Genomic DNA, 24,324 nt, shown 5'->3' on the forward strand with positions numbered 1-24,324 from the left:
GGACGCCATTCTCATTACCCCCCCCCCGCCTTCCTACCTCTTGCGTCCCCCCCCCCGCGGTGGGTCAGAGGCGACCGATGGCGGTGAGGTCGATGTCGACGTCGAACGGGAAGCCCGTCTTCAGCCGAAGGTGGTGGACCCCGGTCGCCACGTACGTCTTGGTCACCGGCTCCAACTCGAACGTGTAGACCACCGGTCGTCCGGCCTCGCCCTTCTCCACCAGCCAGAAGTACCGGATACCCGCTTGGGCGTACTTGCGCGGCTTGACCTCGCGGTCCCGCACGAGGGAATCCGGCGAGACCACCTCCACTGCGAGCAGCACGTCGGCAGCCTCGTAGCCGGTCTCGTCCAATTCCGCCGTGACAGCCGCAGCCCGCACGACGCAGAGGTCGGGCTCGGGACGGTCACGCCTGCCGAGTGTCACGGTCATCTCGCGCGCCACCCGGAGATCCGGCGGTGCTGCAACTCGGAGGCCGTGAACCAGCAGGTCAATGGCCAGCGAGTGAAAGTACTTCTGCGGACTCACGAAAACCAGGCTCCCGTCGAGCAACTCCGTGTGCGGCGGGAGGTCGGGCAGGTGGTCGAGATCCTCGGCGAAGTACCCCTCCGCCGGCGGAATCAGCCAGTCGGGTGCGGCAGTCATGGTGTTTCCTCCCATGGGCGTGATCCTCACCGACAGGGCCAGCGTAGCGGGCACGATCCCCGCATGGGTCACTCCGAAGAGTGATTGCCGCGTTTCTCAGTACCGCAGCGCGTTGGCCACGCTCGCCGTGACGGTGCCCGAGAGCGTGCGGTGGCTGGTGGCCGTGGCGGTGGCGCTCTGGCCGGCCGGGACGGAGGCGGCGGTGACGGCGACGACGTCGAGCAGGTTGCCGGAGGTGTCCTTGAAGTCGACCTGGATCACGTAGCTCTTTGCCTCGGACTGCTGGTTGGCGACGGTGAGCTGGACCGTCGCGTCGCCCGAGGAGTTGATGCTGACCGTGCCGAGCGTGATGTCGCCGGTGGCGTCGAGGCCGGCGGTCGCGCCGGCCAGCGCCGAGGAGGCCGCGGACTGGGCCGAGGCGAGCGCGGAGGAGGCGGCGGAGCCACCCGCGGCGGTCGCCGAGCTGACCGCGGACTGGAGTGAGGAGGCGCCGGACTGGAGCGCCGAGGCCACCGAGGACGCGGCCGAGGACGCCGCCGAGCCCGCGCCCGACGGGAGCGCGGAGAGGAGCGAGCTCACCCGGGCGCTGGCGCTCGGCGTGACGGCGGGCTTGCTGGACGAGCAGCCCGCCAGTGCGCCCACCGCGCAGAGCACCGCCCCGAGCGCTAGGGCGACCGGGGCGGTGCGGGTACGGCTGGGTGGGACGGCGTGCGTGGTGCGGTTCATGGCGGCCTCATCGTGCGCAGGGCTGGGGTCACCCCTCACCCTGCGCGGGGCCGGACGGACCGGCCAGCGGAGCGCGCCCGTCCGCGTGACGCGCCGTCACGAGCCCGCAGTGGCCGTCACATGCTCAGGTAGACCGCGCTGCCGACGCCGGCGACCATGCAGTAGATCGCGAACGGGGTCAGGCTGCGGTTCTCGAAGTACTTGGTGAGGAACTTCACCGAGACGTAGCCCGCCACGAAGGCCGCGATCGAGCCGGCGACCAGCGGGCCGCGTATGCCGGCGTTCTCCGGCTTGAGCAGCTCGGGGAGCTTGAGCACCGAGGCGGCGAGGATCACCGGGGTGGCGAGCAGGAAGGAGAAGCGAGCCGCGTCCTCGTGGTTGAGGCCGCGCAGGATGCCGGTGCTCATGGTGACGCCGGAGCGGCTGATGCCGGGCAGCAGCGCGAGGATCTGCGCGGCGCCGATCCAGGTGCCCTGGCGCAGGCTCAGCTTGGCGAGGCGGCGGTCCGACTCGATGTCCGGGTCCACGCCCGGGGTGTGCCCGACGTGCTGTCCGGCCCGCCGGCGGCCGCCACCGCCGCGCTTGAGCCGGTCGGCGAAGAGCAGCACGATGCCGTTGAGCGCGAGGAAGACGGCGGCGGGGACCGGCTTGCCGAGGGCCGAGCGCAGGGCCTTCTCGGCGACCAGACCGGCGATGCCGACCGGGATGGTGCCGACGATCAGCAGCCAGGCGAGCCGCTGCTCGACCGTCTCTATTCGGCGCTCGCGTATCGAGCTGACCAGACCGCCGATCACCCGGACCCAGTCCTTGCGGAAGTACGCGACCAGGGCGAGTGCGGTGGCCAGGTGCAGGCCGACCAGCACGGTCAGGTACTGGGAGTTGGGGGAGGTCATGTCGAGGTCGTGCTTGACACTGCCGCCGATCAGCGCGGGGAGCAGGATGCTGTGCCCGAGGCTGGAGACCGGGAAGAGCTCGGTCACGCCTTGCAACAGGCCCACGCCGATGGATTCCGGGTAGGTCAGGGACATCGCACACCCTCAGCTCTGCGGTACGGGTCGTCTTCGTCGGAAGGCGACAGCGTACCGAGGCGCGGCTGCACAGCCTCAGGCCCCTCCCAGCGAGAACGTACTACAGATCTGTAGACGCCAAGCCGGGAGGGGCCCGAGTTCATCCCATGGTCATATTTTGATCATCTTCTCCTGGAATCAGCCTGGGATCGGCCTGCGATCGGCTCGCACCGGTGCGGTCACTCCGGCTCCGACTCCATCGCGGCCGCAGCGGCGGCCGCGACCGCCTCCTCGCGCTTGGCGACCACCTTCGCCGCCCCGATCGCGGCCAGCACGAAGGCGATCGCGCCGATCCGGGGGCGGTCCAGGGCGTGCCCGGTCAGGTGGTCGAGCGAGTACCGCCCGGCTCCGGACAGGCCGATCGCCAGCCCGCAGACGCCGAGCAGCGCCGGGTACTCGAAGCCGCCCTTGGTGGCGAAGAAGCCGTGCTGGAAGTGGACCGCCGTCGCGCCGGCCATGGTGCCCGCCACGATCGGCCCGGCGACCGGCGTGGCCAGCCCGGCCACCAGCAGCGCACCGCCACCGGCCTCGCCGAGCCCGGCCGCGAGCGCCGCCTGACCGCCGGGCTTGAAGCCCATCGCCTCCATGCCCTTCGCGGTGCCCTCGATACCGCCGCCACCGAACCAGCCGAAGAGCTTCTGGGTGCCGTGGCCGATGAGCACACCGCCGACGGCCGTTCGCAGAATCAGCAGCCCGAGGTCCTTGCGGTTGACGCAGCCCATGTCGTGCCTCTTCTCTGCCGGCTGCTCGGCCCCCGGCTCCATCCCACCGGACGGCGGCCCGGTCCTCGACCCGGGTAGGCCATCCGGGGGACGCGGCGGGGCACGCGGCGGGCCGCAGAATGAAGGCATGACCGAATACCAGCTGGACGGCTCACGGGTCGCCGACCGGGCCACGCTGTACGCCGCGCTCGGCGCCGCGCTGAACGGACCGGGCGGTTACTACGGCAGCAATCTGGACGCACTCGCCGACTGCCTGCGCGGCGGCTTCGGCCCGGTGCCGCCGTTCACGCTGGTCTGGCACGACTACCCGGTGGCCGCCGGCGCCCCCGCACTGCCGCCCGGCTACGCCCGCGCGGTGGTGGACCTGCTGCGTGAGAGCGGAGTCACAGTCCGGCTCGGCTGATCCCGGTGCGGCGTCCCCGGCCCGGTGGGAGCACTCGATCATGCTGGGTGGATGTCCGTCCTCAACCTGAGCAGCACCTTCATCACGTTCTTCGCCGTGGTCGGCCCGCCCAAGATCCTGCTCGCCTACGCGCAGCTGAGCCGCACCCGGTCGGTGGCCGAGATGCACCGGCTGGTGCTGGTCAGCTCGGTGCTGGCCGCACTGGTCGGCGGGCTGATGGCGTTCTGCGCGGACGCGATCACCGCGTTCTTCCACGTCAGCGACGAGTCGCTGCAACTGGCCGGCGGGGTGATCTTCTTCCTCTACGCGGTCGGGCTGGTGCTCGGCCTGCACCTGGGCAGCACGCCGGAGGACGAGCAGGACCAGCTCAGCAACCCGCTGGCCGAGGGCGTGCGCGAGCTGCTGCTGCCGTACGTGGCGAGCCCGCTGGCGATGACGGCGGTGCTGGTCGAGTCGCTGGCCAAGGACACCTGGAGCTGGCGGAGCACGGTGGCCGGCTCGTACCTCGCCGTCGTGGCGATCAACACGGTCTGCGTGCTGCTGCTGGCCCCGCTGCTGCGGCGCACCCACCAGACCTCGCTGGAGGTGCTCTCCCGGCTGCTCGGCCTGCTGCTGGCCGCGGTCGGCGTGGAGCTGTTCCTGAACGGCCTGGCGGGACTCGGCGTCCCGTTTGCCGGCCCCGGCGGGCACTGAGCGGCTACGGGCACCGAGCGACTGCGGGGTCTGAGCGACTGCCGGTTTACGGCGGGGTGACCGGCCGCCAGGGCACCGGGCTGGAGAGGATCATCGAGCTGGCCGGCTGCCCGTAACCGGCCAGCCGGTCGATCAGCGCCTCGAAGTCGGCCATCTGCGAGACCGCGACCAGCAGCACGCAGCAGGCTCCGCCGGTGACCCGGTGCAGTTGGAGCACCTCGGGCCACTGCGCCACCTGCGGGTCGCGCAGCACGCAGCGCGGCCCGTAGCACTGCACCTGGACCAGCGCGGTGATCGGCAGTCCGGCCCGGCCCAGGTCCACGTGCGCGTGGTAGCCGCCGATCACGCCGTCCGCCTCCAGCCGGCGGACCCGCTCGGCGACGGCGGGTGGCGAGAGGCTGACCCGGCGGGAGAGCTCGTTGTAGGAGAGCCGGGCGTCGGCCTGGAGCTCGGCGAGCAGGCGGCGGTCGAGTGCGTCCATCTGGTGGTGCTCCGATGGTGGATCCAGTGCTGTTGTCATATGACAGGCGATACCAGGAAAACACCTTTCGGATGGAAGGCGCCCGCCCGGATCGCGTCGTCAACGCCCATTCAACGGCTGGAGAACCCGCCGCACAATAGTCGTGACCAGCCGCCAAGGGGGAGAAAAACGACCATGACACGGCCCACGATCCACACGCCGAATCTGGCCTTCGACCCCGCCCGGGACCCGGGTGCGGACGAGCAGAGCGGCGCGACACCCTACGAGCGCTACGCCCGCCTCGACGTCCTGCACACGCTCCAGCAGCCGCGCAGCAAGGTCGACGCCGAGCTCTCGTTCATCATCACCACGCAGGTGATGGAACTCCTCTTCGACCTGCTGCGGCACGAGTGGACCAAGGCCCAGCACGCGCTGCGCGAGGACGACCTGACCGGCACGCTCGCCGCGCTGCGCCGTGGCACGCAGGCACAGGACGTGCTGAACAGCTCCTGGGAGCTGCTCGCCACGCTCACCCCGGTCGAGTTCACCGCGTTCCGCCCGGTGCTCGGCGAGGCCTCCGGCTTCCAGTCCTCGACGTTCCTGCACCTGGAGTTCCTGGTCGGCAACAAGTCCGAACGGCTGCTGGAGATGTACCAGGGCGCGCCGGCGGTGCACCAGGAGCTGACCGCCGCGCTGCGCGGTCCGAGCCTGTACGACGACGCGCTCGCGCTGCTGGCCCGCCGTGGACTCGAGCTCGGCGACATCGAGCCCGGCACCGGCCGCTACCGGCCGAGCGAGACGGTCGAGCAGGCCTGGCTCGCCGTCTACACCGACCCGGCGAAGGCCGATCTGGCCGCACTCGGCGAGGCACTGCTCGACACCGCCGAGCGGGTCACCCGCTGGCGCCAGCGGCACTACGCTTCGGTGAAGCGCTCGATGGGCGCCAAGCCCGGCACCGGCGGCTCGAGCGGTCTGAGCTGGCTGAAGGCCGCCGCCGACCAGGATGTCTTCCCCGAACTGTGGACCGTCCGAGGAGCGCTGTGAACCCGGTACCCGACGTCTCCCTGCCCGGCATCTCCCTGCCCGGCTCGCGCGCGGAGTGCGCCGCGCTCGACGCGGCCGACCCGCTGGCCGGCTTCCGCGCGGAGTTCACCCTCCCCGCGAACGGCATCTATCTGGACGGCAACTCGCTCGGTGTGCTGCCGGTGCGCACGCCCGAGGTGGTCCGCCGGACCGTCGAGGAGGAGTGGGGCCGGGACCTGATCACCAGCTGGAACAAGCACGGCTGGACCGACTTCCCCTACACGCTCGGCGACCGGATCGCCCCGCTGATCGGCGCCGGCGCTGGCGAGGTGGTGGTCTGCGACACCGTCTCGGTGAACCTGTTCAAGCTGCTGACCGCCGCACTGCGGCTGCGCCCCGGGCGGCACAAGGTGCTCGCCGAGGCGGCCGCCTTCCCGACCGACCTCTACATCGCCGAGGGTGTCACCGGGCTCTTCGACGGCGCCCGCAGCGTGCTGCTGCCCTCGGCGGACGATCTGGACGCGCACCTGGACGACGGCGTGGCCGTCGTGCTGCTCTCGCACGTCGACTACCGCACCGGCGTGCTGCTCGACATGGCCGGGATCACCGAGCGGGTGCACCGCGCGGGCGCGCTGATGATCTGGGACGTGTGCCACTCGGTCGGTGCGCTGCCGATCGAACTGGCCGCCTGCGACGTGGACTTCGCGGTCGGCTGCACGTACAAGTACCTGAACGCCGGGCCGTGCGCGCCGGGCTTCCTCTACGCCGCCGAGCGCCACCACGCGGCCGCCGACCAGCCGCTGACCGGCTGGTTCGGACACGCCGAGCCGTTCGCCTTCGACCCGAAGTACCGCTCGGCCGAGGGGATCGGACAGTTCCTCACCAGCTTCCCCTCGCTGCTCGCGCTGGCCGGGCTGCGGGCGACGCTGGAGGTCTGGGAGCGGGTGGACCTGGCGCAGGTGCGGGCGAAGAGCCTCGCGCTGACCGGGATCTTCATGGAACAGCTCGGCGATCTGGAGATCGTCACGCCCCGCCGGCCCGAGCAGCGCGGCAGCCAGGTGTCGATCCGGCACGCGGACGGTGGGTTCCCGGTCGTGCAGGCGCTGATCGAGCGCGGCGTGATCGGCGACTTCCGCTCGCCCGATCTGATGCGGTTCGGCTTCACGCCGCTCTACCTGTCCCACGTGGACGCGTGGGACGCGGCGACGGCGGTGCGCGAGGTGCTGGCGAGCGGCGTCTGGCGCGAGGAGCGGTTCGGCCGGCGGGGCGCGGTGACCTGACGCGCCGCTGGCGGGCGAAGTTCTGCTGCCGGTGACGGCCCTCGCCGAGGGCTGTCACTGGCAGCTGTCGTTCACGGCCGTCCGGGTCAGCTGTGGCGGCCCCGGCGGCGGCTGACGACCAGCGCGATCGCTCCGCCGAGCAGGAGCGTGCCGGCGGTGCCGATGATCGGCCAGGTCGCCCCCTCACCGGTGTTCGGCAGGCTGCCGCTGCTGCTCGCGCTGGGGGTGCGCGTCCACGTCCTGCTCGGCCGGCCACCCGTGGGCCAGCCCGTGGGACTCACGGTGGGGCCGGCGGTGGGGGTCGCGGTCTTGGTGGGCGTCGGGCTCGACGTGGGGGTGGGGGTCGGGGTCGGACTGGGCGTCGGCGTGGGGGTCGGAGTCGGGGTGGGCGTTGGCGTTGGTGTGGGCGTGGGTGTCGGGGTAGGCGTGGGAGTGGGTGTCGGAGTCGGGGTAGGCGTCGGCGTCGGCGTCGGTGAGGAGCAGTCCGGCAGGTCGCCGTCGAACGGGTAGGCGTGCAGCTCGTAGCCGCCGCCGTTGCTGGTCTGCACCAGGTTCCCGGCCACGTACACCCGGCCGTTGACGCCCGGGGTTTCCAGCGTGGTGGTCCCGTTCGGGTTGCCCGCCATGACCGAGCCCTGGAACTGCGCGCCGCCGGTGATCCGCGCGGTCGAGGAGGTCGGGAAGTTCCACAGCAGCTTGGGCCGCAGCGCGGTCAGCGGGTCGTTCGGCTCACCGGTGCCGCTGTAGGTGTTGATCACCGCGTGCTCCGGAAGCATGTTGACGATCACGGTCGCACCGGCCGGGATGTTCCGGAAGACCAGCCCGATCTGGCCACCGTTGCCGCTCGCGAGGTTCTGGTTGACGTTGAAGACCTGGCGGCTGCTCGTGCCGTCGCCCCGGAACGTCGCCTCGCTGTTGGTGACCGTGACGGTGCCGGTGGCGGTCGCCTCGGCGGAGCAGGCGGAGAAGGTCTCGATCGTGGTCCGCAGCGGCGCGTACTTCGCGCCGACGCCGGTGTCGTGGATCTGCTGCCCGGTCGGCGCCAGCGTGACCGTGCCGGTGCTGGTGCCGCCGTAGCGCAGGTTCCCCCAGGCGGTCGTGGTGGCGTCGGAGCCGCCGATCTCGACCCTGCTGGCCGGCTCCACCAGCACGTTGCCACCGACCGAGACGAAGTCGGCGCCGTCGGGCGGCGGCACCCGGGAGCCGACGCCGACCACGCCCATGTTGAAGAGCCCGCCGCCGTTCTTGTCCACCGTCAGGTTGCCCAGGGCGACGACCCAGCCCTCGGCCTCGGCTGCCCGACCGGTGACCGTGTAGTTGCCGCCGGCGAAGATGTTGACGTTCGCATCGCGGCCGGCGAAGTTGCCGTTGTTCGGCGGGTTCCAGGTACTCGGGCACTGCGGGCCGCCGCACGGCCCGAGGGGCGATGGCAGTGGCACGGCCACGGCTGCCGAGACCGGGAGCGCCAGCGCGGCGACGGTCACCGCTGCCAGCAGCACGGGTCTCGCGGGTCGGTGCGACTGTCTCATCTTCATACCTCCGAGTTGTCCGACTGTCTGCTCGTCCGACCCGTCGGGCCGCCCTTGGTCATCCAAAGCGGGCCCGGGGCGGTGGCAGCTCAGGCAGCGCCGGGAGGCGAGCGGGCCAAGCCGACAATTCCCCCGCCCGGGGTAACGGCAGACCGGCTGTCATGGGCGCAGCGCGCGGGTGTTAGCGTGCCGGGCGGGGTTCCGTCCGAGCCCCTCGCACCAACCCGAAGGCAGTCGTAACTCCCATGGCCAAGTTCCTGTTGAGCCTGCACGTCCTCGCCGCGATCGTGGCGATCGGCCCGGTGACGGTGGCCGCGAGCATGTTCCCGCGCAAGGCCCGGACCGCACTGGCCGCACTCGCCGGCGGCGGCACCGAGCAGGCCGGCGAGCAGGCCGAGGCGGCCGCCTCGGTGAAGCTGCTCTACCGGATCACCCAGGTGTACGCGCTGATCGGGCTCGCCGTGCCGGTGCTCGGCGTGGGCCTCGCGCAGGTGATGGGCGTGATGGGCAGCCCCTGGCTGATCACCTCGCTGGTGCTGACCGTGATCGCCGCCCTGGTGCTGCTGGTGCTGGTGCTCCCCCGCCAGGAGGCCGTGGTCGCCGCCCTGGCCGGCGATGCCGAGGCCGACGCCGTGAAGGCGGTCGGCGGGCTGAAGCTGCTCACCATGAGCACCGGGATGTTCTCGCTGCTCTGGGCCGTGGTGACGGTGCTGATGGTGGTCCGCCCGGGCTCCACCACCCACGTCTGACACCCGAGTCAATCTGACGCCCGGCTCGCGCTCAGCTCCGGTCCCGGCGTACCCCCGGCCTGATGAGTCGGACGCCGGCCCGCTTGACCGCCCGTCCCACGATCGCGGTCTCCACCCGGTCGGCGCCGAGCGGGCCGAGCACCTCGGTGGTGAACCGGTACAGCCCCGCGTAGTCCGGGCAGAAGACGGCGGCCATCAGGTTGTGCGGCCCGCTGGTCGCCAGCACGCCGTGCACCTGCGGATGCGCGGCCAGCACCCTGCCGGCCTCGGCGAGTCGGCCCGGCGGCAGTGAGAGCCAGAGGTTGGCGTCCACCGCCATGCCCAGCAGGCGCGGTTCCACGGTCGCATGGGTGCGCAGCAGCCCGGCCTCGTCCAGCCGGCGCAGCCGTCGGCGGACGGTGGACTCCGGCGCGCCGACCGCCCCGGCGAGCGCGGCGGCCGAGCAGCGGGCGTCCCCGGTCAGCTCGGCGAGCAGCGCGCGGTCCAGCTCGTCCAGCGCGCCGGGGTCCAGCCGCGGCGGGCGCGGGCGCGGCGGCGGGGCCAGCGCGGCGGCCTGCTCGGCGTCGAGCAGCCCGGCCTGCCACTGGCCGGCGTCCGCGAAGAGGTGCAGCACCGCGTGCACGGTCGTCTCGGTCACCGCGTCGGTGCCGGGCAGCTGGCGATAGAGCAGCCGGTCGCGCCCGGCCTCGTCGGTCAGCACGACGGCACTGACCTCCTCGCCGCCGAGCATCAGGTCCACGAACGGCACGTCGGCGCGGGCCGCCAGCGCGTCCGCGACCGCCGCGACCCGGCCGCGCAGCACCCGTACCCGCAGCAGCAGCGCGCCGATCGCCTCGTCCTCGGCACCGGTCATCAGCACGACGCGCAGCACGCCGGTCTCGCGCAGCCGGGCCAGCCGGCGGGTCACCGTGCGCACCGAGACGCCGAGCACCTCGGCGATCCGGCCGGGTTCGGCGCGGCCGTCGAGTTGCAGCGCGTTGACCAGTCGGCGGTCGAGCAGGTCGAGGGTGCTGTCCGGATCCGCCGAATCGCTGTGCATCGCTGTCCGATCTCCGCCGCTGTGGCGGGTAGCAACGCCGTCTTCTGCCGCTCCGACGGTACTCCTGTCTCCAGCGGAGGAAACGAGCGAGGAGGCAGGCCATGGAACGGCTGGTGGAGCAGGTCGAAGCGGCGGTGCGCGAGGTCGGCGCCGGGCTGGCCGAACGGCAGAGCGGCCGGCCGGTCGCCGGCAGCACCCTGGACGAGACGATGGCCGCGTTCGCGGCGCTGGACGGGCCGGCCTCGGCGCTGCTGCGCGAGCGGCTGACGGCGCTGCGGCCGGCGGCGGGCTGGATCGAGGACGAGCTGGAGACCGCGCTGCCGGTCACGGGCGAGTGGTGGCTCTGCGACGCGACCGACGGCGCCGTTCAGTACCTGCTCGGCCAGCCGCAGTGGGCGGTCACGGCCACCCTGCTGCGCGACGGCGAGGCCGTGCTGGCCGTGGTCCACGCGCCGGTGCTCGGCTTCACCTACACCGCCGTCCGGGGCGGCGGCGCGCTGCTGAACGGGCAGCCCGTCACGCCCTCACCGCGCGAGACGGCCACCGCCGTCCTCGGCACGAGCCAGCCGCCGACCGCCGCCGGGGATCCGGTCGCGCTGCGCCGGGCCGGCGAGTCGCTGACGGCGGTGCTCGGCGGCGGCGTGCTCGCGGTGCGCAACCTCGGGCCGACGGCGCTCCAGGTCGCCCAGGTCGGCTCGGGGCACCTGGACGCGTTCTGGGAGTACGGCCGGGACGGCACCAACCTGCTCCCCGGCGCGCTGATCGCCGCCGAGGCGGGCGCATCGGTGACCGACGCGCAGGGCGCGCCCTGGACGCCGGCGGCGGACGGGTTCCTGGCCGCGCCGGCGCAGCAGCGGGCGCGGCTGCTGGAGCTGCTGGCGACGGTGGGCTAGTACGGGCCTACGGCTGGTTCCAGGCGGGGTGGGCGGGGTCGTCGGCGCGGACCAGGACGTCGGCGGCCTGGGCCGGGTCGACCTCGGCCTCGTAGCGGGCGAAGGCCGGCAGCGTCCACTGCTCGGGCTCGGCGGTGCGGCGGGCCAGCGCGGGCGCGGACATCCGCAGGTGGACCGTCAGATCGAACGGGAACCAGCGCCCGAGCAGCAACGGCCCGTCCAGCAGCAGCACAGTGCCCGGGGCGAGCTCGCGGTACGGGCTGCGGGTGGCCCGATCGGTGACCGGGTCGCGCAGGTCGGGCAGCACCCGGCCGGTGCCGCCGGGGTCGAGCGGGGTGAACACCTCGCGGAACAGCGCGTTGTCGTCGAGCCAGAGGTCGTAGTACGCGTCGGCGTCCTGGTGCCCGTACTCCAGCCGCAGCGAGGCCGGCCGCAGGAACCCCTGCGCGCGCACCCGCTGCACCGCGAGCCCGCGCAGCCGCAGCTCCCCGGCCAGCGCCTCGGCGAGCCGCTCGGGCTGCGCCGCCGGCGCGCCGTCCACGGCGACGCGCGGCCAGGCGCCGCCGTCGGCGGGCTGCAACCGCTCGACGCGGTCGGCGAGTTCACCGGTGAGCTTGGTCCAGCTGATGGGGTGCAGACGCATGATCACATGATGCCTCGTTAGGCTGGCGATGCTGTCGAAACCCTGGTCGGCTCCTTCGCTGAACGGAGACTGCTCGGTGTCGAAGATCATCGCCGGCGTGATCGCCGTGCTTCTCGCCGCGTTCGCGCTGCCCGGCCCGGCGGCCTCGGCCGCCACCGGTGCGGTCAGCAGTGGGGATGTGCTGGCCGCGACCGGCTCGGGGCTGGTGCGCGGCAGTGCGCACCCCGGCTACCGCACGTTCCAGGGCATCCCGTACGCAGCTCCCCCGGTCGGCGCGCTGCGCTGGCGCGATCCGCAGCCGGTCGAGCCCTGGCCGGGCGTGCGGGACGCGACCGCGCCCGGCAACAGCTGCCCGCAGGCGCCGGGCATCGGCGTGCTGGGCGGCGCGGGCGGCAGCGAGGACTGCCTGTACCTGAACGTGACGACGCCTGCGCACGCCGCGCACCGCCCGGTGGTGGTCTGGCTGCACGGCGGCGGGTTCCTCAGCGGCGCCGGCAGCGACTACGACCCGCACCGGCTGGCCGAGGCCGGCGACCTGGTCGTGGTGACCGTCAACTACCGCCTCGGGGTGTTCGGTTACTTCGGCTACCCGGGCCTGGCCGGCTCCGGCGACTTCGGGCTGGCCGACCAACTGGCCGCGCTGCGCTGGGTGCGGCAGAACGCGGCCGCGTTCGGCGGCGATCCCGATGCCGTCACGCTCGCCGGGCAGTCGGCGGGCGCGATGAGCACCTGCTCGCTGCTCACCTCGCCCGCCGCCGACCGGCTCTTCGACCGGGCCGTGATCCAGAGCGGGTCCTGCCTGCAGAGCTTCCCGAACGACCTCTTCTCCCCCGGCATCGCGGCCGGCACGCCGTGGACCAGCCGCGCGGCCGTCGAGGCGGCGGGCGCCCAGGCGGCCGCGCAGCTCGGCTGTACCTCGGTGGACTGCCTGCGCGCCCTGCCGGTGGACCGGCTGAGCCCGTACGACGCGGCGTTCGGCCGGCTCGCCTACGACACCCCGCTGCTGCCGATCGAGCCCGCGCAGGCGCTGCGGGAGGGCCGGTTCCGCCGGGTGCCGGTGCTCTCGGGCGGCAATCTGAACGAACACCGGCTCTTCGCCGCCTTGGTGGACGCCGCCGCGCCGATCACCGCGCAGCGCTACCAGCAGTTGCTCACCGCGAGCTTCGGCGAGCTGGGCGGGGCCCAGGTCGCGGCCCGCTACCCCGTCTCCGCGTACCCGTCACCCGCGCTGGCCTGGGCGGCGGTGGCCACCGACCGGATCTGGTCCTGCCCGACGCTGACCGGCGACCAGCTGCTCGCCGCGCGGACCCGGGTCTACGCGTACGAGTTCGCGGACCCGGCACCGGCCGTGCCGCCGGGCCTGCCGCCGTTCGACTACGGCGCCTACCACGCCTCGGAGTTGCCGTACCTCTTCGACGTCACGGGCGCTCCCGGGCCGGCCACCGCAGCGCAGCGGGACCTCTCGGCGCAGATGATCCGGGCCTGGGCCGCCTTCGCGAACACCGGGCACGTGCCGTGGCCGCGCTTCTCCGGCGCCGAGGTGCACGCCTTCGCCCCCGCGCCGATCGAAAGCGGGCCAGTGGACCTGGGAGCCGAGCACAACTGCGGTTTCTGGGACCACCTTCGATAACTCGATACCCTGGCCAATTCGACAGCGTAGTGCCAGTGTGGAGACAGAGCTTCACTGAGCGCGAGCCACACAGCCTCGTTCTGTTGTGCAGCGATAGCGGTCAGTGGCCGAACTGGTCCAGGCGGGACCGCCGTCCGAAGCCGCGTGAAAATATGTGCCTTGCGGCATGCGATCCAGCCAGGTGCCTCCGTTCGGCATGAGGAGATGGCACCCATGGACACTGAGAAATCAGACGAGGGATTAGGCATCGACGCGAATCTGCAGGATCTTGGCGCACCCTCTGTACCGCTCGCCCGGCTGTCCCGCGGTCCGTATGAGCTTGATGAAGCCGAGCTGTTCGACCGCACCCTCGACAGCGTGTGTGACAGGGAAGACATAGTCAGACAGTTGGAACCGGTACAGGAACGTCCGGAGCTGAAGGACGTCATCCGGGAACAGCGCGACGTGATCTGGGCGCAGACAGCCGACCAGATGGAGCGAGCCCGAGCGGCCCGGCTACGCCTGAACGACCTCCTGGTGACCACGCTGGCCTCCGACACCGCCAGACTCGGTTACTTGACCTGGCTGGTTGGCACTGCGGAGAAACTACGGGGAGCAGATCGGACACTCTTCGAGCTCGCCTCGGTGGACGTTCTGACCGACGACGGCGAGGCTCGCAGACGTCTGGCAGAAGCGCTGGTGAAGACTCGGGCACTCCGCGCGAGTGCCTCTGAGCGGCTGTCGGCGGGCGCGGACCAGAGCATGCGGACACGTGCGGCGAGCAGCACACGGGCACACTTCCGCTGGTATCGATTCCGCAGATCGGATCCGACGGGTGACCTGCCCGATGACCTGCTGGCGGCTTCGGGCACATGGCTGAGAGAAGAGGCGCTACGCGAACTCTCGGCATGTCGGCAGACCGTCACCAGCATCGAGAAGGAGGAGGTGGCCGTTCTCAGTAGCCAGCTACCGCGTGCCCAGGAGCAACTGGAGTACCGGGCGTTGGAGACCTCCTGGGAGACCGCTCGGCGTGAGATAGCGCAGGTACTGGAGTCCGCGATGCTGACGTTCGCCCTGACCGCGGTGAACACGGCTCGGGATGCGTCTTTCGCGCCTGTCATGCAAGTGATGAACACCACCGGACTACGTGAAACCCTGACCAATGACTCGCCCGTCATCACCCCCGGGTTCACCCGGCTGGAGCGAATGATCCGGCAGCGCCAGGGCGGCAGCATCGGAATCGCCGGGCCGCGAGGTGTGGGAAAGTCCACGCTGATCAAGTGCTTCACCGGTGCCCCGCAGCTGAGTATGGCGATCGCGCCTGATCAGCGACAGGACGACACGGAGGAGCGACCCAGAACGAGAATGGGTGTCATGGTCCCGGCACCGGTGGACTATCGGGCGGACGAGTTCGTACTCCATCTCTATGCGAAGGTCTGCGAGAAGGTTCTTGGGGGACGGACAGAGGCCAAACAAGCCCTCGACGGTACGGCCCGCGCGGAGCTGGAGCGCACCGAGGCGCTCTCTCCTCTCTGGTGGCGGGTGGCCATGCTCGTTGGGCCGGCCGCGGCGATCGCAGGCGTCGGACTGCTGGCCTGGGCGCTGCATCGGATGCTGCAGGCGTCGCTCAGCCCGCTCGCCTGGCTCAGTGCGGGACTGCTCTGCCTTTCCGTGAGTTTCCTGGGTCTTGCCCTGACAAGCGAATTGATACCGGCATCCCCCTACCAGGACCGGCCGTACCCTGGGCCCTGGCCGCCCGACGAGCTGAGACGTCTGTACCGTGGGCCCTGGCCGCCCGACGAGCTGAGACGTCTGTACCGTGGGCCCAGGCCACCCGACGAGCTGAGACGTCTGTACCGTGGGCCCGAGCCGCCCGACCAGCTGAGACTGGCATACATGAGGCCACCGACGGATTGGTACTGCCTCGCGTTCAGCGTTTCGCTGGCAGTGGGCCTGCCTCTCCTGGTCTTCGCTGGCGGCTGGCACGCCAGCGGCTGGCCACTGATCGGAGGTCTGCTACTGACCGCTGGCAGCGTTCAGCTGGTGGTCACGCTGCGGGCAGCGCTGAAGCAGCAGGTCATTCTGGAGTTCGAGCCGACGTGGCCGGTCGCTCTGGAGTTCGGCCGGTTGCGTTACTACACGACCGAGCAGCGCGAGGCGGCGATCGAAGGACTGCGGCAGGTCCACTACCAACGGACCAGCAGCACCGAACACTCGAGGACCTTGAGGCTGACCGGCCCTTCCCAGCTCCCCCTCGGCCTCGAGGCCGCACGGAAGCAAGGCAGTACGGCGGCAGAGCGGCTGAAGACCTTCCCGGAGGTCGTCGACGAGCTCAAGGCCCTGCTGAACACCGTGACGAAGACCGACGACGTGATCATCGGCATCGATGAGCTGGACAAGCTTCGATCCGCCGAGAAGGTCGAGGACTTCCTCAACGACGTCAAGGCCGTCTTCGGCACGCCGGGCTGCTTCTACCTGGTCTCGGTGTCGGAAGACGCCGCCGCCAGATTCGAGCGCCACGGAGCCCCGTTCCGCGACGTCTTCGACAGTTCCTTCGACGACGTCCTGGCATTGGCGCACCTGGACCTCGATGACACCCGGAAAATCCTTTACGGCCTGGCAGCGCAATGGACGGAGCCGTTCGTCTGCCTCTGCTACGTCATGTCCGGCGGGCTGGCCCGGGATCTGCACCGCACCGCCCGCCAGCTTGTCGCAGGCACGGACGAGAACGGCGAACTCGAAGTCAGCCGGTCGGTGCTGGAGCTGTGCCGGAGTGAAGGCGATGCCAGAATCCGAGCGGTCCGGTACGAGCTGATGCGAAACCCGCGCGACGCCACCGGCCTCGAACTACTCAAGACGATCGCCGATATCGCTCCGGCGCGGGCAACCACACCCGACTTCGAGCGCTGGCACAGCGACCTACAGGCCCTGGCCGGCACCGCGGCGGGAGGTCAACCACCCGTCTCGGTGATGCCCGGCAGCTCGGATCCGGGGCGTCTGACCCAGGAGCTGGCAGCCTTCATGCTGTTCGCGGCAACTCTGCTCGACTTCTTCCAAGCGGCCGGAATCAGCGATCGACTGACCACCGCGGAACAACCCGACGCCGGGCACAAGGCCCTCAGCAGCCTGGCCACTGCCCGCCAACTCATGGCGCTGAGCCCGGAGATCACCTTGTCGTGCATCGAACGGTTCAGAGGCGACTGGGGTATGGCCAATCCTGGTCGCCCCCGGGTGGCAACACGTTGGCCACTGGCCGCCACACAGGCAAGCACGCCCCAACCACCCGGACCCGCGGCTTCGGCTGCCTGAGCAAGGGCACGAGGCGGGCTCCGGGACTCACTGGACCCAGCAGCCCGGTGACGCCAACCGCACTGCTCAGCCGGCACGCTGTTTGGCTCAGCGGTCGAGGCGGGCGCCGCGCAGCAGTGGGCGGTTCGGCTGGTGGGCGAGCCGGAGCGGGACCGGGACGAGGGCACGGTCGCCGGTGGTCCGGGCCTCGGCGTGGATGTGCAGGTGCGGCTCGGTGGTGTTGCCCGAGTTGCCGACCTCGGCCAGTGGCTGACCGGCCGTCACGGTGTCGCCCACCCGGACCAGCAGGCTGTCCTTGCGCAGGTGCGCGAGCAGCACCACCACGCGGTCGGCGCCGGGGTGCGGTGAACCGACCAGCAGCGCGAGGTGGTTGCCCGTGGCGGGCTGGTTGGCCAACGGCTCGTGCTCCCACGGGCTGACCTGGGCCGGCTGGTCGTCGAAGCCGTCCACGCAGGCGATCACCGTCGCGTCGCAGGGGGCGGCCACCGTGGCGCCGTAGACGTGGAACGCGTCCAGCCGGCGCGGCAGCGGGGTCCGGGCCCGGGCGCCGGTACGGCTGAGGCCGATCACGTCGAGCGCGTAGCGCTGGATCGGCACGCCGGCATGCTGGTTGACCGCCGGGCCGCCGCCCTGGAGCACCAGCGCGCGGGTGCCGGGGAGGGGGTTGCCGATCGACAGCGGGCTGATCGCGGAGGCCGGCTCGCGTGTGGTGGCCAGCCTGGCGACCGCGACCGCCGCAACGAGCACGCCGAAGCCCACGCCCTCGGGCGTGACGTGGCCGGTGGGCAGCGTGGTCATCCGGATCGCGATCAGCGCGGTCAGCACGAGCGTGACGACCGCGCTGGCCGTCCGGGTGTACTGGCTGGTCCAGGCCCAGGGCGCGCCCAGCCAGCTGATCACGAACAGCGCCAGCGTGGCGACGAGTTCCTGACCGGCGGAGATCCGGGTGACGGCCAGCAGGCCCGAGACGGCGAACAGGGGCACACCGGCGTACGGGACGGTGAGCGCGAGCAGCGGGGTGAGGTAGCGCTCGCGCAGTGGGCGCGGCGGGTGCGGGTGCGCTGGGCCGGTCGGCTCGTCGAGGCCGAGCCAGAGCAGCGAGATCAGGCCGTCGGCGGAGAGGTTGACGACCACCCGGGCGAAGCCGCGCTCGCACTCCAGCCAGTGGACGCCCGAGGCGCCGTCGGCGGTGATCGCGAGCAGTTCGCCGCACTGCTCGTACAGCGCGCCGCGCAGGTCGGAGAGGAACTCGGGGGTCAGCCGGTCGATGAAGCCCGGGGCGAAGAGCGCCGGGTCGAGCTCCGGGCCGGTCAGCCAGGCGCGCAGCCGCTCCTGTTCCAGTGTCACCGTGGTCGTGCGGTCGTTCGTCGTCATGCGGTTGTTCCCCCCGTGATGGCCCAGCTCAACGGGCAGCCTACGGGCGGCGGCCGGGGCCGGGCGGACGGGGCGGGCGGACGGGGCTGGGCGGACGGACTCTGGGGCTGTCCGCCCGGCGCCGGTCAGGTGGTGGTGCGCTCGACCGGGATCCACAGCTGGCTGTCCGACTCCGTCCAGTCCTGCGACGGCCGGGTGCGCAGGATCTCCGGCCCGGGCCGGTAGGCGTACGGGTTGGACGGGAACCACTGGGTGGCCACGTCCCGCCACATCTCCTGCAGCGCCTGCGGATACGGGCCGGTGTTCTCGAAGACGGCCCAGGTCCCGGCCGGGCAGACCAGCACGTCGAGGTCCTCCGGGGCCTCGGCGCCGGTCACCGCCGCGTGGTAGTAGTCGAACTCGATGCCCTCCTCGCGGCTCTCCGAGAAGTACTGGATCACCGAGAGGATCCCCTCCGGCTCCTGGTCGGACAGGCTCGCGATGCGCTGCACCGCCTCCGGCCCGACGCTCTTGATGAGCTCGGCGATGTGCGGGTTGACCCCCTCGTGGATCATCGGGACCCGCCCCTTCCGCCCGACGACCCGGAACTCGTCCTTCTCCACGATCCGGTAGCGCATGCTGCTGGTCCCTTCGACGATGAGGCGGAAGGACATCCGTGGTTGCGAGTGCAGAGCCGCACCGGTGCGCCGGGCCTCGCCGGGCCCGATGCCGTGCACGGCGCGGAACGCACGGGCGAACGCCTCACCGGACGTGTAGCCGTAGCGCACCGCGATCTCCAGCAGCGTCCGGTCCCCCGCCAGCACCTCGGCGCCCGCGACGGTCAGCCGCCGGCGCCGGACGTACTCCGACAGCGGCATCCCGGCCAGCGCGGAGAACATCCGCCGGAAGTGGTACTCCGACGTCATGGCGATCCGCGCCAGCTCGGCCGTCTCGATGGCCTGGTCGAGGTGGCCCTCGATGTGCTCCAGGGCCCGGTTCAGCGGCTCAAGCAACCTGGTCTCCTTCCCTTGCGCTCACCAACCTAGGAAGGACCCACCCTGCCGCACCCGACATCCTGTGCCCGCTCCGGTCGGGTGGGCCGAGGCCGGTGCACGACACGGCTCACCTCACACCCGTACACCCGTACACCCGTGACTTTCGGGCTGACGGCGCGTTGGGCAGGGCATGAAGAAGCGCAGCATGCTCGCCGTCGCGTCCCTCGCCGTCGGCTTCGCCGCCTCCCTGGCAGCCCCCGCCGCCCATGCCGACGCCCTGCACGGGGACGGCAAGACGCCCAACATGCTCGGCAACGCGACGCTGCTCAGCCCGCTGCTCGGCGGCCAGCAGCCCGCCAACGGCACAACCGCGACCGGTGACGGGACCGCCTCCGCGATCCAGAACCTGGGCTGAGCCGGCACTCAGCCGACAGGCCCAGGCCCAGGCCCCAGGTCAGATCTGGTCAGATCAGTTCAGTGCCAGGGCCGCTCGCACCTCGTTGACCAGCCGGGTGTCGAGCTGGTTCACCGACATCCGGGTCCGGGTCAGGGCGAAGGAGAACCGCAGCGCCGGATCGGCTCCCGCGCCGCTGCCCCCGGAGCCGTTGGTACCGAAGCCGGTGTCGCTGCGGATCGCGCTGCCGTCGCCGCCGAGCATGAAGCCGTAGGACTTGGGGAGCAGGAAGCCGAGCAGCCGGTCGGCGCCGGTGGTCCGCTCGGCGGTGGCCTCGCGCAGGGTGGCGGCGGAGAGCAGCCGCAGGCCGTCCAACTCGCCGTCGCAGGCCAGTGCCGCGTACATCCGGGCCGCCGCGCGGGCGGTCATGGTGGCGTTGGCCGGCAGCGCGGTGCGGCGGAAGTCCGCACGGTTGGCCAGCTCGGCGACCGGCAGCACGGCGGCCGGGGCGAAGGTGCGGAACGGGGCGTCCGGCGGCATCGAGCGCAGCCGGTCGGCCCAGCCGTCGTCGTAGCAGGTGGCCAGTCGCGGCAGCAGGTGGGCGGGGACGGAGAAGAGCAGGTCGTCCGCGAGGCCGAGCGGCGTGGCGAGTTCGTCGCGCAGCAGCTCGTCGCAGCTGCGGCCGGTGGCCCGGCGCAGGAACTCGGCGAGCAGGATGCCGTAGGTCCAGCCGTGGTAGCCGGTCGCGGTGCCCGGCTCCCAGAGCGGTGGCTGCTCGGCGAGCCAGGCTGCCTGGGCGGGGACGTCGAAGAGTTCGGGGGCCGTCAGGTCAGCGCGCAGCTGCGGCAGGCCGGCCGAGTGCGAGAGCAGCAGGCCGAGCGTGATGCCGGCCTTGCCGTGGCGGGCGAACTCGGGCCAGTGGTCGGCGATCGGGGTGTCGTAGCTCAGCAGGCCACGGTCCACCAGGACGGCCACCAGGGCCGCCGCGACGCCCTTGCCGGTGGACCAGGACGGGACGAGCGTGTCACCGTCCATCGGCCGGCCGGTCTGCTGGTCGGCGATGCCCGACCAGGCGTCCACCACGAGCTCACCGTCCAGGTAGGCAGCGGCCTGGAGGCCGACCTCCTCGCCCGAGGCGGTGAGTTCGTCGAGGATCTCCTGGATGCGTTCCTGCGCCGGGTTCTTCGGCGACGCCGCTGTGGAAAGCCGGGAAGTCTCGGTCATGCCTGGGATGCTACGGCCAACGGGCCGCCTGTGAACCGGGTCTGCATGATTCGAATCGCGCGGTCCGCCGCCGGGCACCGGCGGCGGAGGAGTCGGGTCGGGAGCCGGGCGCACGCGGGAGCGAGGGCAGGGCGCACGCGGGAGCGGTGCGGGGGGCTGGGCGGGGCGGGAGCAGGGCGCGCGGGGTCAGTTCAGCGCCCGGTCGGCCTCGGCGGCGCAGCCGAGGGCTGCCAGTGCCGCGGCCGTGGCCGCGCGGGAGTCGGTTTCGAGGGTTTCGAGGCGGCCGCGCAGCCGGTGCAGCGTCTCGGCGGCGGCCAGTCCGAGCAGGCCCGGCAGCAGGTCGACGCTGCGGCGGGCCACCCAGGCGGTGCCGCGTGTGGCCAGCCACCAGAGGTCGGCGGCGCGGCTCGGGGCGGGCGGAGCGTGCACGGCGGCGGGTTCGGGGCCGACCGGGTGGCCGGCCTCGGCGAGCAGCGTGCGGTACTGGCGGGCGATCAGCAGATGGCCGGTCGGGCTCGGGTGCAGGCGGTCGGCGCTGAGCAGCGCGCGCCGGGTGAGCCACGGGAAGTCGGCGAGGTGCAGGTGGACGGCCGCGTGACGGTCCGAGAGCTCGTGGACGACGGTGTTGACGGCCGCCATCCGGCGGGCCAGCGGGCGGGCCAGCGGGGTCGGGAGGCCGAGCAGCAGGCCGGGGTCGGGCAGGCAGGCGGTGAGCAGGACGGCGCCGGTGGCGGCCAGTTCGGCCAGCGCGGTGTCCAGCGCGAGCGCGCTGCGGGCGATGTCGAAACCGGCCCGCAGGGTGTCGTTGCCACCGGCGACGACGGCGGCGACGTGCGGGCGGAACGCGAGCGCGGCGGGCAGCTGGCGCTCCCGCAGATCGGTGGTCAGCGCGCCGCTGGTGGCCAGGTTGCGGTACTCGACGGCGCCCGGCTCGGCCGCCAGCGCGGGCGCGAGCAGGGCCGGCCAGCCGCACCAGCCCTCGCCGGTCGGGGCGCCGACGCCCTCGGTGAGCGAGTCGCCGAGCGCCGCGAAGCGGACGGTGCCGACGGGGGCGGCCTGGGGCGAGTCGGTGGCCGTCCGCTCCGGCGGCCGGGTGGGGGCGGTCATCTCGCTCTCCCGGAGGTCGAGGCGCCGATCCGGGCGCCCTCGTGGACGGCGAGGAACCCGGCGACCGCGAACGCCCAGTCGTAGTTCTCCGCGCGGGCCCGGGCGGCGGCCCGGCGAGCCGCCTCGGGGCGGGCCAGCAGGCTCTCGACGGCGTCCGCGAACCCGGCGCCGGTGTCCGCCGCGATCGCACCCGCCGAACCCACGATCGCCGGCAGTGCGGAGGACCGGCTGACCGCGACCGGCGTGCCGCAGGCCAGTGCCTCCAGCGCGGCCAGGCCGAAGGTCTCCACCGGGCCCGGCGCGATCACCGCGTCGGCGGTGGCCAACAGGCCTGCCAGTGAGCTGCGTTCGGCCAGGTGGCCGAGGAACCGGACCGGCAGCCGCTCCCGGTCGGCCCGCGCCTGGAGCCGCTCGCGCAGCGGCCCGGCGCCGGCCACCACGAGCACGGCCTCGCTGCCCCGGGCGCGCAGCACGGCGAGCGCGTCCAAGGCGAGCCCCGGGTGCTTCTCGGGCGAGAGCCGGGAGCAGAGCACCAGCAGCGGCTGCCGGCCGGCCGCAAACCGCTCGCGCAGCGCGCGGTCGTGGCGGGCCGGGTGCAGTGCCAGCAGGTCCACGCCGAGCGGTGCCTCGACCAGGTTGCGCACGCCGAGCCGGCGGAACTCGGCGGCCGCCCAGGCGGTGGTGCAGACGACGGTGTCGTAGCTCGCGGCGGTACGGGAGTTGAGCCGGTCGGCGACCGCCCGGGCGGCCCGGTCCGGCAGGCCCCGGGTGCGCAGCAGGCCGGTGGCGTTCTCGTGCGAGACCATCGCCGCCGGTACGCCGTGCCGGCGGGCCCAACCGCCGGTCCAGCGCAGCGTGGTGCGGTCGGACACCTCCAGCCGGTCGGGGGCCAGCGCGGCCAGCGTCCGGGCGAGGGCCCGCCGGTCGGTGAGCACCCGGTAGCCGCCGCTGCCCGGAAGCACCGGGCCGGGCAGCGTCAGCACCCGTCCCTGGTCGGTGAGTTCGTCGCGGTGCTCGGGGCCGGGGACGACCAGGACGGGTTCGTGGCCGGCGGCCAGGTAGCCCGCGCCGAGGTGGCGCAGCGCGGTGCGCAGGCCGCCGGAGACGGGGGTGACGAAGTTGGCGAGCCGGACGATGCGCAGCGCGGTGCCGGTCATGCGACCTGCTCCTCGACCGGTACGGGTGCGGGTGCGGGCGCGGTTGAGAGCGCGGGCGAGGGCGCGGGAAGCGGAACGGGAGCCGGAGCGGGAACAGGTGCGGCCGAGGGCGACGGCGAGGGCGAGGGCGACCCGCGGTGCTCCGCGAGCACCTCCTCGTAGTGCCGCAGCAGCAGGTCCCCGACCGCCTCCCAGGTGCGCGCGGTCACGTCCGCCCGCCCGGCCCGCCCGTAGCCGGCCCGCCGTTCGGGGTCCCCCGCGAGCTCGGCGACAGCCTCGGCGACCGCACGGGCGTCCCGGGGCGCGACCAGCAGGCCGGTGCGCCGGTGCCCGACCAGGTCCAGCGGCCCGCCGGCCGCCGGCGCCACCACCGGCACGCCGCTGGCCATCGCCTCCTGGATGGTCTGGCAGAACGTCTCCAGCGGACCGGTGTGCACGAACAGGTCCAGGCTCGCATAGCAGCGGGCGAGTTCCTCACCGGTGCGGCGGCCGAGGAAGACCGCGCCGGGCAGCTGCTGGCGCAGCGCACCCGCGCTCGGCCCGTCCCCGATCACCACCAGCCGCACGCCCGGCAGCGCGCAGACGCCGGCCAGCAGATCGACCCGCTTCTCGGGCGCGAGCCGTCCGACGTACCCGACCAGCACCTCGCCGCCCGGGGCCAGCGCGCGGCGCAGCGCCTGGTCGCGGTGGCGCGGGTGGAAGCGCAGCGAGTCGACGCCGCGCGGCCACAGGTGCACGCGCGGCACGCCGTGCGCGGTGAGGTCCTGCGCGGCGGGGGTGGAGGGCGCCAGCGTGCGGTCGGCGGCGCCGTGGATCGCGCGGATCCGGTGCCAGGCGGCGCCGGCGCCGAGGCCGCCGCCGACCCGGTAGGCCTGGGCGTAGCCGGCCAGGTCGGTCTGGTAGACGGCGATCGCGGGCAGGCCGAGCCGCTTGGCCTCGACGGCGCCGCGCGCGCCGAGCACGAACGGGCTGGCGAGGTGCACCAGGTCGGGCCGGTGTGCGCGCAGCGCCGCGGCCAGCCGGGAGCTGGGCAGCGCGAGGCGCACCTGGGGGTAGCCGGGCAGCGGGACGGAGGGGATTCGGACCACGGGCAGCTCGATGGCGTCCGGGCCGAAGGAGTGTGCCGGGCAGCTCGACCCGCGCGCGGGCGCGGGCGTGATGACCAGTGGCTGGTGGCCGCGCCGGACCAGGTGCTCCGCGGTACGCAGCACGCTGTGGGCAACGCCGTTGACTTCGGGCGGGAAGGACTCGGTGACGATGGCGACACGCATGCCATGGTTTTTGCCGGGCCGAACGTGCGCAGGGC

Annotated in this window: 23 protein-coding genes; 9 read left to right on the forward strand and 14 right to left on the reverse strand. The window is 72.8% G+C overall.

The features are described 5' to 3' along the window. Positions 1-64: 64 nt before the first annotated feature. The 4 genes from AC060L_RS15325 to AC060L_RS15340 all read right to left on the reverse strand — a co-directional run bounded on the left by AC060L_RS15325 (position 65) and on the right by AC060L_RS15340 (position 3,158). On the reverse strand, positions 65-643 hold the full coding sequence (locus AC060L_RS15325; protein WP_483799280.1) for a Uma2 family endonuclease: 579 nt from the start codon (positions 641-643) through the stop codon (positions 65-67). 96 nt (positions 644-739) lie between these two features. Then, positions 740-1,369 carry a hypothetical protein gene (locus tag AC060L_RS15330; protein ID WP_483799281.1) on the reverse strand — a complete coding sequence of 210 codons (630 nt, stop codon included), beginning with the start codon at positions 1,367-1,369 and terminating at the stop codon, positions 740-742. Between the two features lie 116 nt (positions 1,370-1,485). Continuing rightward, positions 1,486-2,397 (reverse strand): undecaprenyl-diphosphate phosphatase, encoded by a 912-nt coding sequence (locus AC060L_RS15335; protein WP_483799282.1) that lies wholly within the window; start codon positions 2,395-2,397, stop codon positions 1,486-1,488. Between the two features lie 218 nt (positions 2,398-2,615). Then, a complete protein-coding gene (locus tag AC060L_RS15340; RefSeq protein WP_483799283.1) occupies positions 2,616-3,158 on the reverse strand; it encodes a DoxX family protein in 543 nt (180 codons plus the stop codon). 127 nt (positions 3,159-3,285) lie between these two features. On the opposite strand from AC060L_RS15340, the gene AC060L_RS15345 reads away from it, so the two are divergent. After that, the gene (locus AC060L_RS15345) at positions 3,286-3,561 is read left to right on the forward strand and encodes a barstar family protein (protein WP_483799284.1); all 276 of its coding nucleotides are present in this window, start codon (positions 3,286-3,288) and stop codon (positions 3,559-3,561) included. A gap of 51 nt (positions 3,562-3,612) precedes the next feature. Further along, on the forward strand, positions 3,613-4,254 hold the full coding sequence (locus AC060L_RS15350; RefSeq protein WP_483799285.1) for a MarC family protein: 642 nt from the start codon (positions 3,613-3,615) through the stop codon (positions 4,252-4,254). Positions 4,255-4,300: 46 nt separating this feature from the next. Here the strand turns inward: AC060L_RS15350 and AC060L_RS15355 are convergent, their stop codons facing one another. Beyond that, entirely contained in the window at positions 4,301-4,774 is a 474-nt protein-coding gene (locus AC060L_RS15355; RefSeq protein WP_483799286.1) for an Lrp/AsnC family transcriptional regulator, read from the reverse strand. A 135-nt stretch (positions 4,775-4,909) separates the two neighbouring features. On the opposite strand from AC060L_RS15355, the gene AC060L_RS15360 reads away from it, so the two are divergent. Both AC060L_RS15360 and kynU read left to right on the forward strand, forming a co-directional pair. Next, entirely contained in the window at positions 4,910-5,758 is an 849-nt protein-coding gene (locus AC060L_RS15360) for a tryptophan 2,3-dioxygenase (RefSeq protein WP_483799287.1), read from the forward strand. Beyond that, positions 5,755-7,017: a kynureninase gene (gene kynU, locus AC060L_RS15365; RefSeq protein ID WP_483799288.1), complete on the forward strand. Its 1,263-nt coding sequence runs from the start codon at positions 5,755-5,757 to the stop codon at positions 7,015-7,017. Before AC060L_RS15360 ends, kynU begins: the two co-directional genes overlap by 4 nt. A gap of 86 nt (positions 7,018-7,103) precedes the next feature. Here kynU and AC060L_RS15370 read toward each other — a convergent pair whose 3' ends face one another. After that, positions 7,104-8,546: a choice-of-anchor A family protein gene (locus AC060L_RS15370; protein WP_483799289.1), complete on the reverse strand. Its 1,443-nt coding sequence runs from the start codon at positions 8,544-8,546 to the stop codon at positions 7,104-7,106. A 245-nt stretch (positions 8,547-8,791) separates the two neighbouring features. Between AC060L_RS15370 and AC060L_RS15375 the strand changes: the two genes are divergently transcribed. After that, positions 8,792-9,295, forward strand: coding sequence for a hypothetical protein (locus tag AC060L_RS15375; protein WP_483799290.1), 504 nt, complete (start codon positions 8,792-8,794; stop codon positions 9,293-9,295). A 31-nt stretch (positions 9,296-9,326) separates the two neighbouring features. Here the strand turns inward: AC060L_RS15375 and AC060L_RS15380 are convergent, their stop codons facing one another. Then, the gene (locus AC060L_RS15380; RefSeq protein WP_483799291.1) at positions 9,327-10,334 is read right to left on the reverse strand and encodes an Lrp/AsnC family transcriptional regulator; all 1,008 of its coding nucleotides are present in this window, start codon (positions 10,332-10,334) and stop codon (positions 9,327-9,329) included. 101 nt (positions 10,335-10,435) lie between these two features. Between AC060L_RS15380 and AC060L_RS15385 the strand changes: the two genes are divergently transcribed. Next, a complete protein-coding gene (locus tag AC060L_RS15385; protein ID WP_483799292.1) occupies positions 10,436-11,227 on the forward strand; it encodes an inositol monophosphatase family protein in 792 nt (263 codons plus the stop codon). 7 nt (positions 11,228-11,234) lie between these two features. On the opposite strand, the gene AC060L_RS15390 is transcribed toward AC060L_RS15385, so the two are convergent. Further along, positions 11,235-11,870: a nucleoside/nucleotide kinase family protein gene (locus AC060L_RS15390; RefSeq protein ID WP_483799293.1), complete on the reverse strand. Its 636-nt coding sequence runs from the start codon at positions 11,868-11,870 to the stop codon at positions 11,235-11,237. 76 nt (positions 11,871-11,946) lie between these two features. Here AC060L_RS15390 and AC060L_RS15395 point away from each other — a divergent pair, with 76 nt between their 5' ends. Together AC060L_RS15395 and AC060L_RS15400 are read left to right on the forward strand one after the other, a co-directional pair. Further along, positions 11,947-13,500 carry a carboxylesterase/lipase family protein gene (locus AC060L_RS15395; protein ID WP_483799294.1) on the forward strand — a complete coding sequence of 518 codons (1,554 nt, stop codon included), beginning with the start codon at positions 11,947-11,949 and terminating at the stop codon, positions 13,498-13,500. 213 nt (positions 13,501-13,713) lie between these two features. Next, positions 13,714-16,788: a hypothetical protein gene (locus AC060L_RS15400; RefSeq protein ID WP_483799295.1), complete on the forward strand. Its 3,075-nt coding sequence runs from the start codon at positions 13,714-13,716 to the stop codon at positions 16,786-16,788. An 87-nt stretch (positions 16,789-16,875) separates the two neighbouring features. Here the strand turns inward: AC060L_RS15400 and AC060L_RS15405 are convergent, their stop codons facing one another. Together AC060L_RS15405 and AC060L_RS15410 are read right to left on the reverse strand one after the other, a co-directional pair. Further along, positions 16,876-18,162 (reverse strand): M23 family metallopeptidase, encoded by a 1,287-nt coding sequence (locus tag AC060L_RS15405; protein WP_483799296.1) that lies wholly within the window; start codon positions 18,160-18,162, stop codon positions 16,876-16,878. 125 nt (positions 18,163-18,287) lie between these two features. Then, positions 18,288-19,154 (reverse strand): GyrI-like domain-containing protein, encoded by an 867-nt coding sequence (locus AC060L_RS15410; RefSeq protein ID WP_483799297.1) that lies wholly within the window; start codon positions 19,152-19,154, stop codon positions 18,288-18,290. A gap of 172 nt (positions 19,155-19,326) precedes the next feature. Between AC060L_RS15410 and AC060L_RS15415 the strand changes: the two genes are divergently transcribed. Then, positions 19,327-19,551: a hypothetical protein gene (locus AC060L_RS15415; protein ID WP_483799298.1), complete on the forward strand. Its 225-nt coding sequence runs from the start codon at positions 19,327-19,329 to the stop codon at positions 19,549-19,551. Positions 19,552-19,605: 54 nt separating this feature from the next. On the opposite strand, the gene AC060L_RS15420 is transcribed toward AC060L_RS15415, so the two are convergent. The 4 genes from AC060L_RS15420 to AC060L_RS15435 all read right to left on the reverse strand — a co-directional run bounded on the left by AC060L_RS15420 (position 19,606) and on the right by AC060L_RS15435 (position 24,289). Continuing rightward, positions 19,606-20,754: a serine hydrolase domain-containing protein gene (locus tag AC060L_RS15420; protein ID WP_483799299.1), complete on the reverse strand. Its 1,149-nt coding sequence runs from the start codon at positions 20,752-20,754 to the stop codon at positions 19,606-19,608. A 186-nt stretch (positions 20,755-20,940) separates the two neighbouring features. After that, complete coding sequence (locus AC060L_RS15425) at positions 20,941-21,861, reverse strand: SGNH/GDSL hydrolase family protein (RefSeq protein ID WP_483799300.1); 921 nt, start codon at positions 21,859-21,861, stop codon at positions 20,941-20,943. After that, on the reverse strand, positions 21,858-23,018 hold the full coding sequence (locus AC060L_RS15430) for a glycosyltransferase (RefSeq protein ID WP_483799301.1): 1,161 nt from the start codon (positions 23,016-23,018) through the stop codon (positions 21,858-21,860). Before AC060L_RS15430 ends, AC060L_RS15425 begins: the two co-directional genes overlap by 4 nt. Beyond that, positions 23,015-24,289 carry a glycosyltransferase family 4 protein gene (locus AC060L_RS15435; RefSeq protein ID WP_483799302.1) on the reverse strand — a complete coding sequence of 425 codons (1,275 nt, stop codon included), beginning with the start codon at positions 24,287-24,289 and terminating at the stop codon, positions 23,015-23,017. Before AC060L_RS15435 ends, AC060L_RS15430 begins: the two co-directional genes overlap by 4 nt. Positions 24,290-24,324: the final 35 nt, after the last annotated feature.

This window comes from Kitasatospora sp. NEAU-69, assembly GCF_057158765.1.